Source organism: Streptomyces apocyni (assembly GCF_009739465.1).
GTDB lineage: Bacteria > Actinomycetota > Actinomycetes > Streptomycetales > Streptomycetaceae > Streptomyces > Streptomyces apocyni.
Window position 1 is genome coordinate 572,740 of the sequence record NZ_WHOM01000065.1, and the last position, 15,332, is coordinate 588,071.

Consider the following 15,332-nt stretch of genomic DNA (forward strand, 5'->3'; position numbering starts at 1 on the left):
TCTGTTTGTCAGCCGTCGTCCGCCTGCCGGGTCGGCAGGCGGACGGTGACCTTGCCCGAGGTGAGGTCTATCGGGCCGTTTCCCGGGTCGGCGTCGTTCAGGTCGACCCGGGTGAGTTCCAGGCGCTTGCGCTCCTCGTTGGTGTGCTTGCGTCCCGGAGAGAACAACTCCTCGAACATGTTGAACATCGTGCCTCCCACCACCTATTCGATCTATTCGATCTCCACGAGCAGGATCCGGTCATCGCCTTCCTCGGGCGTTCCCCGCGAGTCCGTCTCATTCGTGACCACCCACAGCTTGCCGTCGCCCGCCGACACCACCGTCCGCAGCCGCCCGTACTCGTCCGCCAGGAACGCCTGCGGCTTGGCCACCGGCTCAGTTCCGTCGAGCGGGACGCGCCACAGCCGCTGCCCGCGCAGCCCCGCCATCCAGACCGACCCATCGGCCCAGGCGATGCCGCTCGGCGAGGCTTCGGACGGTTTCCACTGCACGACCGGATCGGTGAACTCGCCCCCGCCCCCACCGTCGCCCGTCGCCCCGCCCTCCACCTCCGGCCAGCCGTAGTTCTCGCCCGCCTCGATCAGGTTCAGCTCGTCCCAGGTGTTCTGGCCGAACTCGGACGCCCACAGTCGCTTGTCCTTGTCCCAGGCGAGGCCCTGCACATTGCGGTGACCGTACGAGTACACCACCGAGTCCGCCTCCGGATTCCCCTCGGCGGGCTGGCCGTCCGGGGTCATCCGCAGGATCTTGCCGCCCAGCGACTCCTTGTCCTGCGCCAGGTCCGGGTCGCCCGTCTCGCCGGTTCCGGCGTAGAGCATCTTGTCCGGGCCGAAGGCGATCCGCCCGCCGTTGTGGTTGATGCCCTTGGGGATGCCCCGCAGGACCGTGGAGGGCTCGCCGAGCTGCCTGCCGTCGGGCCGCTCCTCGTCGTACCGCATCCGGGCGATGCGGTTGTCCGACGCCGTGGTGAAGTACGCGTACACCATGCGGTCGGAGGCGAACGACGGGGAGAGAGCCAGGCCCATCAAGCCGCCCTCGCCGCCGGGGTCGACTCCGGACACCGAGCCGAGCTCGGTCTTCCTCCCGCTGTCCCCGTCGACCCGGGTGATCGTTCCCTCGTCCCGCGAGGAGACCAGCAGATCGCCGTCGGGCAGCGGAGCCAGCCCCCAGGGCGACTCAAGGTCCTCGGTGACGGTGTCCACGACCTTCGCCGACCCCGTGGCGGGCGGTGCCTGATCCGCGACGCCCGAGGGCGACGGGCCGCTCGGCGCCGCGCTGTCGTCCTTCCCTGGGAAGACCGGCCCGTCGTCACTGTCCGATGTGCAGCCCGCCGCGAGGAGCAGCGCGGTGGTGACTCCTACGGCAGCCACAGCAGTACGTCGCACGATTGCAGTCCCTTCGGCGGTGGCCGTTGACTCCTTCTCCTCTTCATACACCGCGGCCGCCCCAAAGGTTCCCGTTCACTCGCGCCGGAAGGGGACGAGGTCAGTCCCACGACCCCTGCGCCGCGGGCAGCTCCGCGATCTCCGTCAGATCCGCCGCGGTCAGCTCCAGCGACGCGGCCCGGGCGTTCTCCACCGCCCACCGCTCCCGCTTGGCCCCGGGTACCGGCACCACCTGCCGCCCCCGCGTCAACACCCAGGCCAGCGCCACCTGAGCCGGGGTCACCTCGGGTCCGTGCCGCTCGGCGACCCGCCGCAGCCCGGCCACCACCGGCTGGTTCGCGGCCATCATCTCGGACGTGAACCGCGGATGGCGGGCCCGTACGTCATCGGGCTCAAAGCCCTGACCAGGCGTCAGCGTCCCGGTCAGATAGCCGTTGCCCAGCGGCATCGCCGCCAGGAAGCCCACTCCGCGCGACCGGCACCATGGCAGCAGCGCGTCCAGCGCCTCCGGCGACCACACCGACAGCTCGGCCTCCACCGCGCTCACCGGGAAGACCTGCTGGACGCGCTCCAGTTGCCGGATCGTTCCGTCATGGAGCGCCGCCCCGGCCCTGCGGCCCGCACGCGCCCCCACCGCACACAGCCCGAGCGCCCGCACCTTGCCCGCCGTGACCAGCTCCGCCATGGCGCCCCAGGTCTCCTCGACGGGCACCTCCGGGTCGGCCCGGTGCAGTTGGTACAGGTCGATCACGTCCGTCTGCAGGCGTCGCAGCGAGGCATCGCAGGCCCGCTTCACATACCCGGGGCGGCCGTTGGCCACGATGTGCTGCTCACCCACGAGCAGCCCGCACTTGGTCGACACGAAGGCGTCCGCGCGGCGCTCCCGGAGCACCCGTCCCACCAGCAGCTCGTTGGTGAACGGGCCGTACATGTCCGCGGTGTCGAGCAGGCTCACGCCCGCGTCGAGCGCGCTGTGCACGGTACGCAGCGACTCCTCCCCACGCTGCCGCGATCCCGTGTACGCCCAGCTCATCGGCATACAGCCGAGCCCGATCGCGCCCACATCGAGCGCCCCCGCGCCGATCGTCCTGCGCTCCACCTGCCTGTGCCCTCCCACCTGCCAAACCCGAGGCCCCAAACTAACCTCTGGGCCCGGAGCAGCGTCGCATAGCCTCCTGACCATGAACGACCCGAACACATACGGCGAGATCTGGCTCCCGCTCCCCGCCGAGGACGTCCCCGGTCTCCCGCCGGGGCCCACCTACCGCCACTGGGACGGCGACCGGGACTTCCCCGGGGACCCCGCCGGCTGCGGCTTCTATGCCGTCCCCTACATGAAGTCCACCGAGGTCTCCATCAGCCCCCTGTCGGTGATGACGTCGCTCGCCGTCGTCCAGACCCTGACCGCGGGCATCGACCATGTACAGCCGGGACTCGGGCTGCTGCGCCCCGGGGTGCGGCTGTGCAACGCCAAGGGGGTGCACGAGGCCTCCACCGCCGAGCTCACGCTCGCGCTGATCCTCGCCTCGCTGCGCGACATCCCCGGCTTCGTCCGCGGGCAGCAGCGGGAGGAGTGGCGCTCCGGCTTCTATCCGGCGCTCGCCGACAAGTCCGTACTGATCGTGGGTTACGGGTCCATCGGCGCCGCCATCGAGGACCGGCTCGCCCCCTTTGAGTGCGCGCGGGTGGCGCGCGTCGCGCGCTCCGGACGCACCACGGCGCGCGGCGCCGTACATCCGCTCTCCGAATTGCCCTCCCTGGTGCCCGAAGCCGACGTCGTGATCCTCTCCACGCCGCTCACCGAGACCACCCAAGGTCTGGCGAACGCGGACTTCCTGGCCCGGATGAAGGACGGCGCCCTGCTGGTGAACGTCGCCCGCGGCCCCGTCGTCGACACCGAGGCCCTCGTCGCCGAACTGGCGACCGGCCGGATCAGCGCCGCCGTCGATGTCACCGACCCGGAACCGCTGCCCCAGGGGCACCCCCTGTGGCATGCTCCGAACCTCCTCATCAGCCCGCATGTGGGCGGCAGTTCCTCCGCGTTCTGGCCGCGTGCCAAGCGGCTGCTCGCGCGGCAGGTGACGCGCTACGTGGCCGGGGAACCGCTGGACAACGTCGTCCTCACCGCCGGGTAGCCGTCGCCGCGGCAGTCGCTTTACGTACGCTCAGCGATCGCTCATGCGCACCCCGTGCCCACATTCTTCCTGGTCGTCACGGAGCGTAGAGACGCTATGTCCCTGAGTGACGAGACTGGTGTATCGTCCCGACTGGGGCAGCGCCACGCGGAGTTCGGCGCCGGGGAGATATCAGACAGCGAGGGGGGCGACGGGCGATGCACGGCCTATGCACGAACCATCCGACGCGGCGAGGACGTCGCCGACGACCCTCGCGCTCCCTGACGGGCTGGCGCCGGCGCCCGGCGACTCCCAGGACCTGTCGGAGCGGTACCCAGCTGAGCGGTACCCAGCTGAGCGGGACCCGGCCGAGCGGGACCCGGCAGAGCGGCTCGACGCCGCGGACCCAGCAGAACCAGGCGGCCCCGTGAGCACCCCCGGTGTGTGGCCGGCCGTCGGCGCCGCCCCCGGGGGCGGCCGGACGACGGGCCTGGTGCCGCAGTTGGTGCTCGCGGTGATCTGCGCGGCCTACGCAACGGGCTCCGCCCTCGGCTGGGGCTCCGAGCGCCTCGCCCTCATCATGGGGGACTTCGGGCTGAGCCTGGCCGCCGCGACGGCCGCCGTCTCCTGCTTCCTCTACGCCCGCACCCGGCAGAGCCGCTTTCGACCCGCCTGGCTGCTGTTCGCCCTGTCCTCGGCGATGGCGGCCATCGGGAACGCCGTCTGGGGCTGGTACGAGGTCGTGCTGCGGGTTCCGGTGCCGACGCCCAGCATGGCCGACCTCTTCTTCCTGTGCTTCGCGCCGCCCGCCATCGTCGGACTGCTGGTGCTGGCCAAGCGGCCGGTCACCCGGGCCGGGTGGGTCTGTCTGGGGCTGGACTCCTGGCTGATCGGCGGCTCCCTGCTGACCCTGTCCTGGAGCCTGGCGCTCGCGCACACCGCCGAGTTCGACGACACCAGCGTCCCCCACGCCGCGCTCTCACTGGCCTATCCACTGCTGGACATCGCGCTGGTCAGCATGGTGCTCGTGCTGCACTTCCGGCGTACGTCGGCGAACCGCTCGGCGATCAACACCGCGGTCGCCGCACTCGCCCTGACCGTCCTGTGTGACGCCCTGTTCACCTCACCGCTGCTGCGGGAGACCTATCAGTCCGGCGAGATCCTGGACGCGGGCTGGTTCGCGGGCTCCCTGCTCCTGGCCTACGCCCCCTGGGTCACGCCACGGCCCGGCAGCGAAGGGTATGCGTACGTGCAGGACACCGCCTACGCGCAGGGGAGCGCCGAGCGGACCGACGAGCACTGGGCGAGCATGGTGCGCCGCGGCGGCCAGGTCACCCGCCCGATCGGTGGCTCGCTGGCCGCCCTCACCCCGTATCTGGCCGCCGCCGTCTGCACACTGGGCATCCTGAACAACGTACTCAACGGCCGCAGTGTCGACCGGGTCGTCCTCGTCACGGCCTGCACGGTGGTGCTCGCGCTGGTCGTACGCCAGGCCATCATGCTCCTGGACAACATCTCGCTCACCCAGGAACTGGCCCAGAAGGAGAACCACTTCCGCTCCCTCGTGCAGGGATCGAGCGACGTCATCATGATCGCCGCGCCCAGCGGAATCCTGCGGTACGTCAGCCCGGCCGCCGCCGGAGTCTGGGGCCGCGACGCCGAGGAACTGGTCGGCACGGAACTGGCCATGCTCATCCACCCGGAGGACCTCGGCCAGGCGGCCCACGAGATCCGCAGGTTCCTCACCGCCCGGCCCATGGACGAGCCCACGACCCGTATCGAATGCCGCTTCAAGTCCGGATCCGGCGAGTGGCTCAACGTCGAGTCGACCGTCAACCGCCACCAGGGCGGCCTGATCTTCAACAGCCGGGACGTCACCGAACGCGTCCGTCTGCAAGCGCAGTTGCAGCACAACGCCGAGCACGACCCGCTGACCGACCTGCCCAACCGCGCACTGTTCACCAAGCGCGTCGGACAGGCACTCGGCGGCCGACGCAGCAGCGACCGGGGCACCGCCGTGCTCTTCATCGACCTCGACGGCTTCAAGGCCGTCAACGACACCATCGGCCACCAGGCGGGCGATGAGCTGCTGGTGCAGGCGGCACGGCGACTGGCCGATTCCGTACGTTCCGGGGACACCGCCGCCCGGCTCGGCGGTGACGAGTTCGCCGCCCTCATCCTCGGTGACGGCACCCGCGACCGCGCCGCTCGGGAGTACCACATCCGCGAGCTCGCCGACCGGCTGCGGCTCGCCCTCTCCGAGCCGTACACCATCGACGGCCGCGAGGTACGGGTGGCCGCGTCCATCGGCGTCGCCTTCGCCGAACACGGCGTCACCGCGGGCGAGCTGCTGCGTAACGCCGACCTCGCGATGTACCGCGCCAAGGCCGCGGGCAAGGGGCGCGTCGTGCTCTACGCCCCCCAGATGCAGTCCGAAGTCGTCCGAAAGTCGGAACTGGCCACCCGGCTGCGCTCCGCGCTGCACGACGGCGAGTTCGCCCTGCTGCACCAGCCCGTGGTCAGCTTGGACACCGGCCGGATCACCTCGGTCTGCGCCCAGGCCCGCTGGCGGTCGTCCCAGGGCATCCTGTTCACTCCCGCGGAGTTCCTGCGCGTCGCCGACTCCGAGCCCGCCGCCGCGGGCGACCGCTCCCCGGAGCTCGGGCGCTGGATGCTCGAAGAGGCCGTAGAGCAGGCGGCCGAGCGCCGCCGCAGCGGACTCGCCGTCCCGGTCGCCGTCCGGATGAGCGCTCACCGACTCCTTGACCGGTCCCTGCCGCTTGGCTCCATCGAGGCGCTGCTGACCCGGCACGGGCTGCCCTCGGGCGCCCTGGTCATCGAGCTGGCCGACAGCGACGCCCGGGTCTCCCTCGACGACCTGGAGCGCCGCCTCACCGCGCTGCGCAGGCTGGGCGTCAGCATCGCGCTGGACGGCTTCGGCAGTGGTCACGCGGCGATCACCGCACTGCGCCGCCTCCCCGTCGACGTACTCAAGCTGGACCGCTCCCTGGTCGAGGGCGTGGTGGAGTCCGCCCGGCTGCACAAGATCACCAGTGGCCTGCTGCGGATCGCCGCCGATCTGGGGCTGCGCTCCGTCGCGGACGGCGTCGACCTGCCCGAGCAGGTGGTCGCGCTGCGCGCCATGGGCTGTACGCACGGCCAGGGCATGGCCTTCTCCGGCCCGCTGGACGAGTACCGGCTGCGCCGTGCGCTGACCGGGGGCCACTACCCCCTGCCGCATGGCCCGATCGAACCGGTGCGCGTCGGTGGCCCCGTGGGAGGCGGCGGTAGGAACGGCACCAAGAACGGCACCAAGAACGGCACGAACGGCCAGGTCAACAGCGTGATCAACGGTTCGGGCAACGGCGCGGTCAGGCTCATCGATGACACGATCGGCCGCTCACATAATGAGACGGCCGTCCCACCCACTTGACAGTCCTAGGGCTCCAGAGGGAAGGTCACTGTCATGCGCACCCGAATTCTCGTACTTGGAAAGCGCGTCGGCTGAAGCCGAGTCGTGAAGACTCAGCGAACGCACCGACGCGCTCCCCTCGCTTGCCTCCGGGCACGAGGGGTTTTTTGTTGCACTGGCACCGCACATACCCTCGCAAATCACCCTTAGCTTCGAGAAGAGAATGCCGATGACCGAGCAGGCCACCGGGGCCCACCATCCGCAGCCGCGGCCCCGTTCCGGAGGACACCAGTCCGCCCCCGTCGAGAATGTGACGGGTGCGCAGTCCCTCATTCGTTCTCTCGAGGAAGTCGGCGCCGAGACGGTATTCGGCATTCCCGGCGGCGCCATCATGCCCGCGTACGACCCGCTGATGGACTCGAGCAAGGTCCGCCACATCCTGGTCCGCCACGAGCAGGGCGCGGGTCACGCGGCCACCGGGTACGCGCAGGCCACCGGCAAGGTCGGCGTCTGCATGGCGACCAGCGGCCCCGGCGCCACCAACCTGGTCACCCCGATCGCCGACGCGCACATGGACTCCGTGCCGCTGGTCGCGATCACCGGCCAGGTCGCCTCCAAGGCCATCGGCACGGACGCCTTCCAGGAGGCGGACATCTGCGGCATCACCATGCCGATCACCAAGCACAACTTCCTCGTCACCAAGGCCGAGGACATCCCGCGCACCATCGCCGAGGCCTTCCACATCGCCTCGACCGGCCGCCCGGGCCCGGTCCTGGTCGACATCGCCAAGGACGCCCTGCAGGCCCGTACGACCTTCAGCTGGCCGCCCACCCACGACCTGCCCGGCTACCGCCCGGTCACCAAGCCGCACGCCAAGCAGATCCGTGAGGCCGCCAAGCTGATCGGCCAGGCCAAGCGCCCGGTCCTGTACGTCGGCGGTGGCGTCCTCAAGGCAGGCGCGACCGCCGAGTTGAAGGTCCTCGCCGAACTCACCCGAGCTCCCGTCACCACCACACTGATGGCGCTCGGCGCGTTCCCCGACAGTCACGAGCTGCACGTGGGAATGCCCGGCATGCACGGTGCGGTCACCGCCGTCACCGCGCTGCAGAAGGCGGACCTGCTGATCGCGCTCGGCACCCGCTTCGACGACCGCGTCACCGGCAAGCTGGACAGCTTCGCCCCGTACGCCAAGGTCATCCACGCCGACATCGACCCGGCCGAGATCGGCAAGAACCGCGCGGTCGACGTGCCGATCGTCGGCGACGCGCGCGAGGTCATCGCCGACCTGGTCCAGGCCGTCCAGGCCGAGCACAGCGAGGGTGCGCTCGGCGAGGAGGCGGCCAGCGGATTCGCCGCCTGGTGGAACGACCTCAACCGCTGGCGCGACACCTACCCGCTCAGCTACGACCAGCCCGACGACGGCAGCCTGGCGCCGCAGCAGGTCATCGAGCGCATCGGTCAGCTGGCCCCCAAGGGCACGATCTTCGCCGCGGGCGTCGGTCAGCACCAGATGTGGGCCGCCCACTTCATCGACTACGAGCAGCCCGCGACCTGGCTCAACTCCGGCGGCGCCGGAACGATGGGCTACGCGGTCCCGGCCGCGATGGGCGCCAAGGCGGGCAAGCCCGAGGCGCCGGTCTGGGCGATCGACGGCGACGGCTGCTTCCAGATGACCAACCAGGAACTGGTCACCTGCGCGCTCAACAACATCCCGATCAAGGTCGCGATCATCAACAACGGCGCGCTCGGCATGGTCCGCCAGTGGCAGAACCTGTTCTACGACGGCCGGTACTCCAACACCGTGCTGCACGCCGAGGACACCGGCCACGGCAGCCCCGGCTCCCAGGTCGGCGCCAGCGAGGGCGCCCGCAAGGGCACCCGCGTCCCGGACTTCGTGAAGCTGTCCGAGGCCATGGGCTGCGTCGCGATGCGCTGTGAGGACCCGGCCGAGCTGGACGCGGTGATCGCCAAGGCCAACGCCATCAACGACCGACCCGTCGTGGTCGACTTCATCGTCCACGAGGACGCCCAGGTGTGGCCGATGGTCGCCGCAGGCACCTCCAACGACGAGGTCATGGCCGCCCGGGGTGTCCGCCCCGACTTCGGCGACAACGAAGACGACTGAGAGAGCCGAGAGAGAGCTTCAAGCCCATGTCCAAGCACACACTCTCCGTCCTGGTCGAGAACACGCCCGGCATCCTGGCCCGGATCGCCGCCCTGTTCTCCCGCCGCGGCTTCAACATCGACTCGCTCGCCGTCGGCGTCACCGAGCACCCCGACATCTCCCGTATCACCATCGTGGTGCAGGTCGAGGATCTGCCGCTGGAGCAGGTCACCAAGCAGCTCAACAAGCTCGTCAACGTCCTGAAGATCGTCGAACTCGAGGACGCGGCGGCCGTCGCGCGTGAACTCGTTCTGGTGAAGGTGCGCGCCGACAACGAGACGCGCTCCCAGATCATCGAGATCGTCTCGCTCTTCCGCGCCAAGACCGTGGACGTCTCGCCCGAGGCAGTCACGATCGAGGCCACAGGATCGAGCGACAAGCTGGAGGCGATGCTCAAGATGCTGGAACCCTTCGGCATCAAGGAACTCGTCCAGTCCGGCACGATCGCCATCGGCCGGGGCGCGCGCTCCATCACGGACCGCAGCCTGCGCGCCCTGGACCGCTCGGCCTGAGAGCCTTCTCGACCCCCGGGCCGCGGGTCGCCTCACTAGGACCCGTGGCCCGCGACCCACGTCCCGCATCCCGAGACTGACCGTCAACGCACCCCCCACCCGCACGTACTGTGTGGGTAACCCGGCATCCGCTGCCGCCATCACCAAGGAGAGACCTCAAGTGGCCGAGCTGTTCTACGACGACGACGCAGACCTGTCCATCATCCAGGGCCGCAAGGTCGCGGTCATCGGATACGGCAGCCAGGGCCACGCCCACGCGCTGTCCCTGCGCGACTCGGGCGTCGACGTCCGCGTCGGTCTGCACGAGGGCTCCAAGTCCAAGACCAAGGCCGAGGAGCAGGGCCTGCGCGTGGTGACCCCCGCCGAGGCGTCCGCCGAGGCCGACGTCATCATGGTCCTGGTTCCGGACCCGCTGCAGGCGAAGGTGTACGAGGAGTCCATCGCCCCGCACCTGAAGGACGGCGACGCCCTCTTCTTCGGCCACGGCCTGAACATCCGCTACGGCTTCATCAAGCCCCCGGCCGGTGTCGACGTCGCCATGGTCGCTCCCAAGGGCCCGGGCCACCTCGTCCGCCGCCAGTACGAAGAGGGCCGTGGCGTCCCGTGCATCGCGGCCGTCGAGCAGGACGCCACCGGCAACGGCTTCGCGCTGGCGCTCTCGTACGCCAAGGCGATCGGTGGCACCCGCGCCGGTGTCATCAAGACGACCTTCACCGAGGAGACCGAGACCGACCTCTTCGGCGAGCAGGCCGTCCTCTGCGGCGGTACGGCCGCGCTGGTCAAGGCGGGCTTCGAGACCCTGACCGAGGCTGGCTACCAGCCGGAGATCGCGTACTTCGAGTGCCTGCACGAGCTCAAGCTCATCGTGGACCTCATGTACGAGGGCGGCCTGGAGAAGATGCGCTGGTCGATCTCCGAGACCGCCGAGTGGGGCGACTACGTCACCGGCCCGCGGATCATCACCGACGCCACCAAGGCCGAGATGAAGAAGGTCCTCGCCGAGATCCAGGACGGCACCTTCGCCAAGAACTGGATGGCCGAGTACCACAGCGGCCTGCCCAAGTACAACGAGTACAAGAAGCAGGACGAGAACCACCTCCTGGAGACCACCGGCAAGGAGCTCCGCAAGCTCATGAGCTGGGTCGACAACGACGAGGCCTGAGGCAAGCGCGGCGGGCCGGACCGGCGGTCCGGCCCGCCGCACACCTTTGGACAGCCCGTCCAACCACGGATGGGTGATCCTTCCGCTCAGGCGGAAAACCCGCCGCGCGTCGGCACTAGACTGCACACCACATACGCGTCAGGCCCACAGCGTCGTGCGTCTTCCACGCGGCAAAGCGACCCCGAGGAATTTCAGGCACATCCCCACGCCGCCCGGCACGCACTCTCGCCGCACCGGCCAAAGGTCCTAGTAGCTCCGCTACGAGGACCTTCGTCCGGCACGCCGAGAGCACGCACCGAACGACGCGGGAACGCACCCGCAATTCCCCGGCGCCGCTTCCCCTCCCACCGCCTGCGGCCGTCGGGACGGCCGTCCGCAATGGACTTGTGAGGACACACGTGAGCTCGAACCCTGCCAAACCTGTCGTACTGATCGCCGAAGAGCTGTCGCCCGCCACCGTGGACGCGCTGGGTCCGGACTTCGAGATCCGGCACTGCAGCGGAGCGGACCGCGCCGAGCTGCTCCCCGCCATCGCCGACGTCGACGCGATCCTGGTCCGCTCCGCGACCAAGGTCGACGCCGAGGCGATCGCCGCCGCGAAGAAGCTGAAGGTCGTCGCCCGCGCCGGAGTCGGCCTGGACAACGTCGACGTGTCCGCCGCCACCAAGGCCGGCGTGATGGTCGTCAACGCCCCGACGTCCAACATCGTCACCGCCGCCGAGCTCGCCTGCGGCCTGCTCATCGCCACCGCGCGCAACATCCCGCAGGCCAACACCGCGCTCAAGAACAACGAGTGGAAGCGCTCCAAGTACACCGGCGTCGAGCTCAGCGAGAAGACCCTCGGTGTCGTCGGTCTCGGCCGCATCGGCGTCTTGGTCGCCCAGCGCATGTCCGCCTTCGGCATGAAGATCGTCGCGTACGACCCGTACGTACAGCCCGCGCGCGCCGCGCAGATGGGCGTGAAGCTGCTGACCCTCGACGAGCTGCTCGAGGTCTCGGACTTCATCACCGTGCACCTGCCCAAGACCCCCGAGACCCTCGGTCTCATCGGTGACGAGGCGCTGCACAAGGTCAAGCCGAGCGTCCGCATCGTCAACGCCGCGCGCGGCGGCATCGTCGACGAGGAGGCGCTGTTCTCCGCCCTCAAGGAGGGCCGGGTCGCGGGCGCCGGTCTTGACGTCTACGCCAAGGAGCCGTGCACCGACTCCCCGCTCTTCGACTTCGACCAGGTCGTCTGCACCCCGCACCTCGGCGCGTCCACGGACGAGGCCCAGGAGAAGGCCGGTATCGCCGTCGCCAAGTCGGTGCGCCTCGCGCTCGCCGGTGAGCTGGTACCGGACGCGGTCAACGTCCAGGGCGGGGTCATCGCCGAGGACGTACGCCCGGGCCTGCCGCTCGCCGAGAAGCTGGGCCGGATCTACACCGCGCTGGCGGGCGAGGTCGCGGTACGCCTCGACGTCGAGGTGTACGGCGAGATCACCCAGCACGACGTCAAGGTCCTGGAGCTCTCCGCGCTCAAGGGCGTCTTCGAGGACGTCGTCGACGAGACGGTCTCCTACGTCAACGCTCCGCTGTTCGCCCAGGAGCGCGGCGTCGAGGTCCGGCTGACCACCAGCTCGGAGTCGCCCGACCACCGCAACATGGTCACCGTGCGGGGCACCCTCACCGGCGGCGAGGAGATCGCGGTCTCCGGCACGCTGGCCGGGCCCAAGCACCTGCAGAAGATCGTCGCCATCGGCGAGCACGACATCGACCTGGCGCTCGCCGACCACATGGCGGTCCTGCGCTACGCCGACCGCCCCGGCGTCGTCGGCACGGTCGGCCGGGTACTCGGCGAAGCCGGGCTGAACATCGGCGGCATGCAGGTCTCCCGCGCGGACGTCGGCGGCGAGGCCCTCGCGGTGCTCACGGTCGACGACACGGTGCCGCCCGCGGTGCTCGCGGAGCTGGCCGAGGAGATCGGCGCGACCTCAGCGCGCTCGGTCAACCTGACGGACTGATCCGCGCGAACTGATCTGCGCGTCAGCCCCCGCGCTGGAGCACGTCGGCGGGGCCGGTCACCGTACGCACGGTGACCGGCCCCGCCCGCGTACGCACCCGGTTCGAAGCCAGGGGCTCACCCCAGGCGGGCCGCCTTGAGCGCCATGTGCAGGAGCAGGCGGTGCTGGCCGTCGTCCAGGTCGAGGCCGGTGAGCTGCTCGACCCGCGACAGGCGGTAGTAGAGCGTCTGGCGGTGGATGCCGAGCGCCGCGGCGGTGCGCCCCGCCTGTCCGGCGTGGTCGAGGAACACCTCTGCCGTGCGGGCGAGTTCGAGTTGGGCCGGGGAGAGCAGCGGCTGTACGGAGGGGTCGCGCGCGGCGCCCGCGGGTAGCGCTGTGAGCAGGCGGTAGGGCCCGATGGCCGACCACTCGGCGACCGGGCCGAGCGCGGGCTGTGCGAGGGCACTGCGCGCGGCGGCGGCCGCCTGCGCCCATCCGGTCGACAGGCCCGCCAGCCTGCGCAGCACCCCACCGATTCCCGCCGCGCCCCGATGCCCAGACCCGGCCCCGGGTCCGGCCTTGGCTCCCGTCCCCGTGCCCAGCGACTCCAGTAGCCGGTGGGCCGCGGTCAGCGCGGGGGACAGGGCCCCGGCGGAGCGCACCCGGACCAGTGCGGCGAGGGCGTGCGTGGCGTGGGTGGGAGCGGCGTGGGTGGGTGCGGCGGTGGTCGGGGCGGGCCACGGCAGTGTGCAGACCGCTACCGTGCCAGGGATCTTGCGGGCGTCGTCGGTGGGCCAGGGCGTGACGCAGACGAGGACGAACAGGTCGTCCGCTCCCGGCCCCAGGGCCGCCCGGAGCGCCGCCATCGCCGTGTCCCGCTGCCAGTCCTGGTCGGCGGCGAGGGCCGCGCGGAACTCGCGGGCCACCTCGTCGCCCGCCGACGCCTCGTCCGCGAGGAGCACACCGATGCGCTCCGTGACCTCCATGGCCGCGGCCAGCTGGGCGTCGGAAGGGCCCGGGTCGGTGTCGAGCAGCCAGACATAGCCGTGGACGACACCCCGGTGGCGTACCGGCAGGCAGAGCCGCGCCCGGAACACCCCCGCGTCCGGCGCCGCCGGAATCCGCATCGGACCCTTCGCCCGCGCGATGCCGTACTCCTCGAACCAGGCCCGCACCGCCGGGGTCGAGCGGCGGGTCAGGATCGACCGGGTGCGGACCGGGTCCATCTCGCTGTCGTCGTCGCTGTCGTGCGCACCGAACGCGATCAGCCCGAAATCGCGGTCCTCCAGCGTCGCGGGGGCGCCGAGCAGCGCCGAGACCTCGTCGACCAGTTCCTGGTAGTCGCCCTTCACCCAGCCATTCTGCGGCATCGGCGCCCTCGCTTCATACAATTGTCTGAGATCCGGGACACGGATGCGTGACAGCTGTCGATGGCTAGCGAAGGGAGCGATCCTTAGGTTTCACAGTGGTTCTCCGTGCTGTTCCCGCTGGGTTCACAGGGGTGTTCGCAGAGGTGCTCGGGAGAGCGCCCAAGCAGCCCACCAGCGGGGTTCGGCCAACATTCGTCCCACTTTCGTGGAGGTGCCCTGTGCTGGGTCCCGTGCTCCTCGCCGCCGCGCGCAGCGACCTCATCCGTCGTATCGTCTCGGCCGCGCCGGTCACCCGCCCCGTCGTGGACCGCTTCGTCGCCGGCGAGCATCTCGACGAGTCCATGCGTGCCGTCCAGGGACTGGCCGACAAGGGCCTGGAAGTCACCCTCGACCACCTCGGCGAGGACATCACCGACCCGGCCGAGGCACTCCGTACCCGCGACGCGTATCTCGCGCTCACCGACTCCCTGAAGCCGCTCGGCCTTGGCGAGCGCGCCGAGATGTCGGTCAAGCTCTCCGCGTTCGGTCAGGCGCTCCCCGGAGGCCATGACCTGGCCCTCAAGAACGTCACCCCGGTCGTCGAGGCCGCCGCCGAGATCGGCACCACCGTGACGCTCGACATGGAGGACCACACCACGGTCGACTCCACCCTCGCGATCCTCGCCGAGCTACGCGAGCGCTTCCCGCAGACCGGCGCCGTCGTCCAGTCCTATCTGTTCCGTACGGAGGACGACTGCCACGCACTCGCCGGGGAAGGCTCGCGGGTGCGGCTGGTCAAGGGCGCCTACAACGAGCCCGCGTCCGTCGCGTACCAGCACAAGGCCGAGGTCGACAAGGCGTACGTCCGCTGCCTCAAGATCCTGATGGCGGGCCAGGGCTACCCGATGATCGGCTCACACGACCCGCGGATGGTCGCCATCGGTCAGGAGCTCGCCCGCCGCAACGGGCGCAAACTGGATGAGTACGAGTTCCAGATGCTGTACGGCATCCGCGAAGCCGAGCAACGGCGTCTGGTCGCCGAAGGGCATCGCATGCGTGTCTACATCCCGTACGGGACCGACTGGTACGGCTACTTCATGCGCCGTCTCGCCGAGCGCCCGGCCAACCTCGCGTTCTTCCTGCGCTCGCTGGTGAGCCGAGGCTGATGCCTATGACTCAACCGCCTAGGACTCGACTGCCTAGGACTCGACTGCCTAGGACGCAACGGCTGACGATGCCCGTGGCCGAGCTGGCA

The 15,332-nt window shown here is 70.3% G+C and carries 11 protein-coding genes; 7 read left to right on the top strand and 4 right to left on the bottom strand.

Annotated elements, in window-relative coordinates; translation table 11 throughout:
- Positions 1–8: 8 nt before the first annotated feature.
- From GCN81_RS21530 to GCN81_RS21540, 3 genes are all read right to left on the bottom strand, one after another.
- A complete protein-coding gene (locus GCN81_RS21530) occupies positions 9–188 on the bottom strand; it encodes a DUF6191 domain-containing protein (RefSeq protein WP_156726245.1) in 180 nt (59 codons plus the stop codon).
- A gap of 24 nt (positions 189–212) precedes the next feature.
- Complete coding sequence (locus GCN81_RS21535; protein ID WP_231626885.1) at positions 213–1,385, bottom strand: PQQ-dependent sugar dehydrogenase; 1,173 nt, start codon at positions 1,383–1,385, stop codon at positions 213–215.
- Between the two features lie 100 nt (positions 1,386–1,485).
- The gene (locus tag GCN81_RS21540; protein WP_156726246.1) at positions 1,486–2,484 is read right to left on the bottom strand and encodes an aldo/keto reductase; all 999 of its coding nucleotides are present in this window, start codon (positions 2,482–2,484) and stop codon (positions 1,486–1,488) included.
- Positions 2,485–2,566: 82 nt separating this feature from the next.
- On the opposite strand from GCN81_RS21540, the gene GCN81_RS21545 reads away from it, so the two are divergent.
- The 6 genes from GCN81_RS21545 to serA all read left to right on the top strand — a co-directional run bounded on the left by GCN81_RS21545 (position 2,567) and on the right by serA (position 12,749).
- Complete coding sequence (locus GCN81_RS21545; RefSeq protein WP_156726247.1) at positions 2,567–3,520, top strand: 2-hydroxyacid dehydrogenase; 954 nt, start codon at positions 2,567–2,569, stop codon at positions 3,518–3,520.
- Positions 3,521–3,728: 208 nt separating this feature from the next.
- Positions 3,729–6,932 (top strand): EAL domain-containing protein, encoded by a 3,204-nt coding sequence (locus GCN81_RS21550; protein WP_156726248.1) that lies wholly within the window; start codon positions 3,729–3,731, stop codon positions 6,930–6,932.
- A 202-nt stretch (positions 6,933–7,134) separates the two neighbouring features.
- Positions 7,135–9,036, top strand: a complete 1,902-nt coding sequence (locus tag GCN81_RS21555; RefSeq protein ID WP_156726249.1) for an acetolactate synthase large subunit — start codon at positions 7,135–7,137, stop codon at positions 9,034–9,036.
- A gap of 26 nt (positions 9,037–9,062) precedes the next feature.
- Positions 9,063–9,587 (top strand): acetolactate synthase small subunit, encoded by a 525-nt coding sequence (ilvN, locus tag GCN81_RS21560; protein WP_156726250.1) that lies wholly within the window; start codon positions 9,063–9,065, stop codon positions 9,585–9,587.
- A 160-nt stretch (positions 9,588–9,747) separates the two neighbouring features.
- Entirely contained in the window at positions 9,748–10,749 is a 1,002-nt protein-coding gene (gene ilvC, locus GCN81_RS21565) for a ketol-acid reductoisomerase (RefSeq protein WP_156726251.1), read from the top strand.
- Positions 10,750–11,147: 398 nt separating this feature from the next.
- On the top strand, positions 11,148–12,749 hold the full coding sequence (gene serA, locus GCN81_RS21570) for a phosphoglycerate dehydrogenase (protein WP_156726252.1): 1,602 nt from the start codon (positions 11,148–11,150) through the stop codon (positions 12,747–12,749).
- 116 nt (positions 12,750–12,865) lie between these two features.
- Here the strand turns inward: serA and GCN81_RS21575 are convergent, their stop codons facing one another.
- Positions 12,866–14,098 (bottom strand): PucR family transcriptional regulator, encoded by a 1,233-nt coding sequence (locus GCN81_RS21575; RefSeq protein WP_156726253.1) that lies wholly within the window; start codon positions 14,096–14,098, stop codon positions 12,866–12,868.
- A gap of 218 nt (positions 14,099–14,316) precedes the next feature.
- On the opposite strand from GCN81_RS21575, the gene GCN81_RS21580 reads away from it, so the two are divergent.
- The gene (locus GCN81_RS21580; protein ID WP_156726254.1) at positions 14,317–15,243 is read left to right on the top strand and encodes a proline dehydrogenase family protein; all 927 of its coding nucleotides are present in this window, start codon (positions 14,317–14,319) and stop codon (positions 15,241–15,243) included.
- The last annotated feature ends 89 nt before the right edge of the window (positions 15,244–15,332 follow it).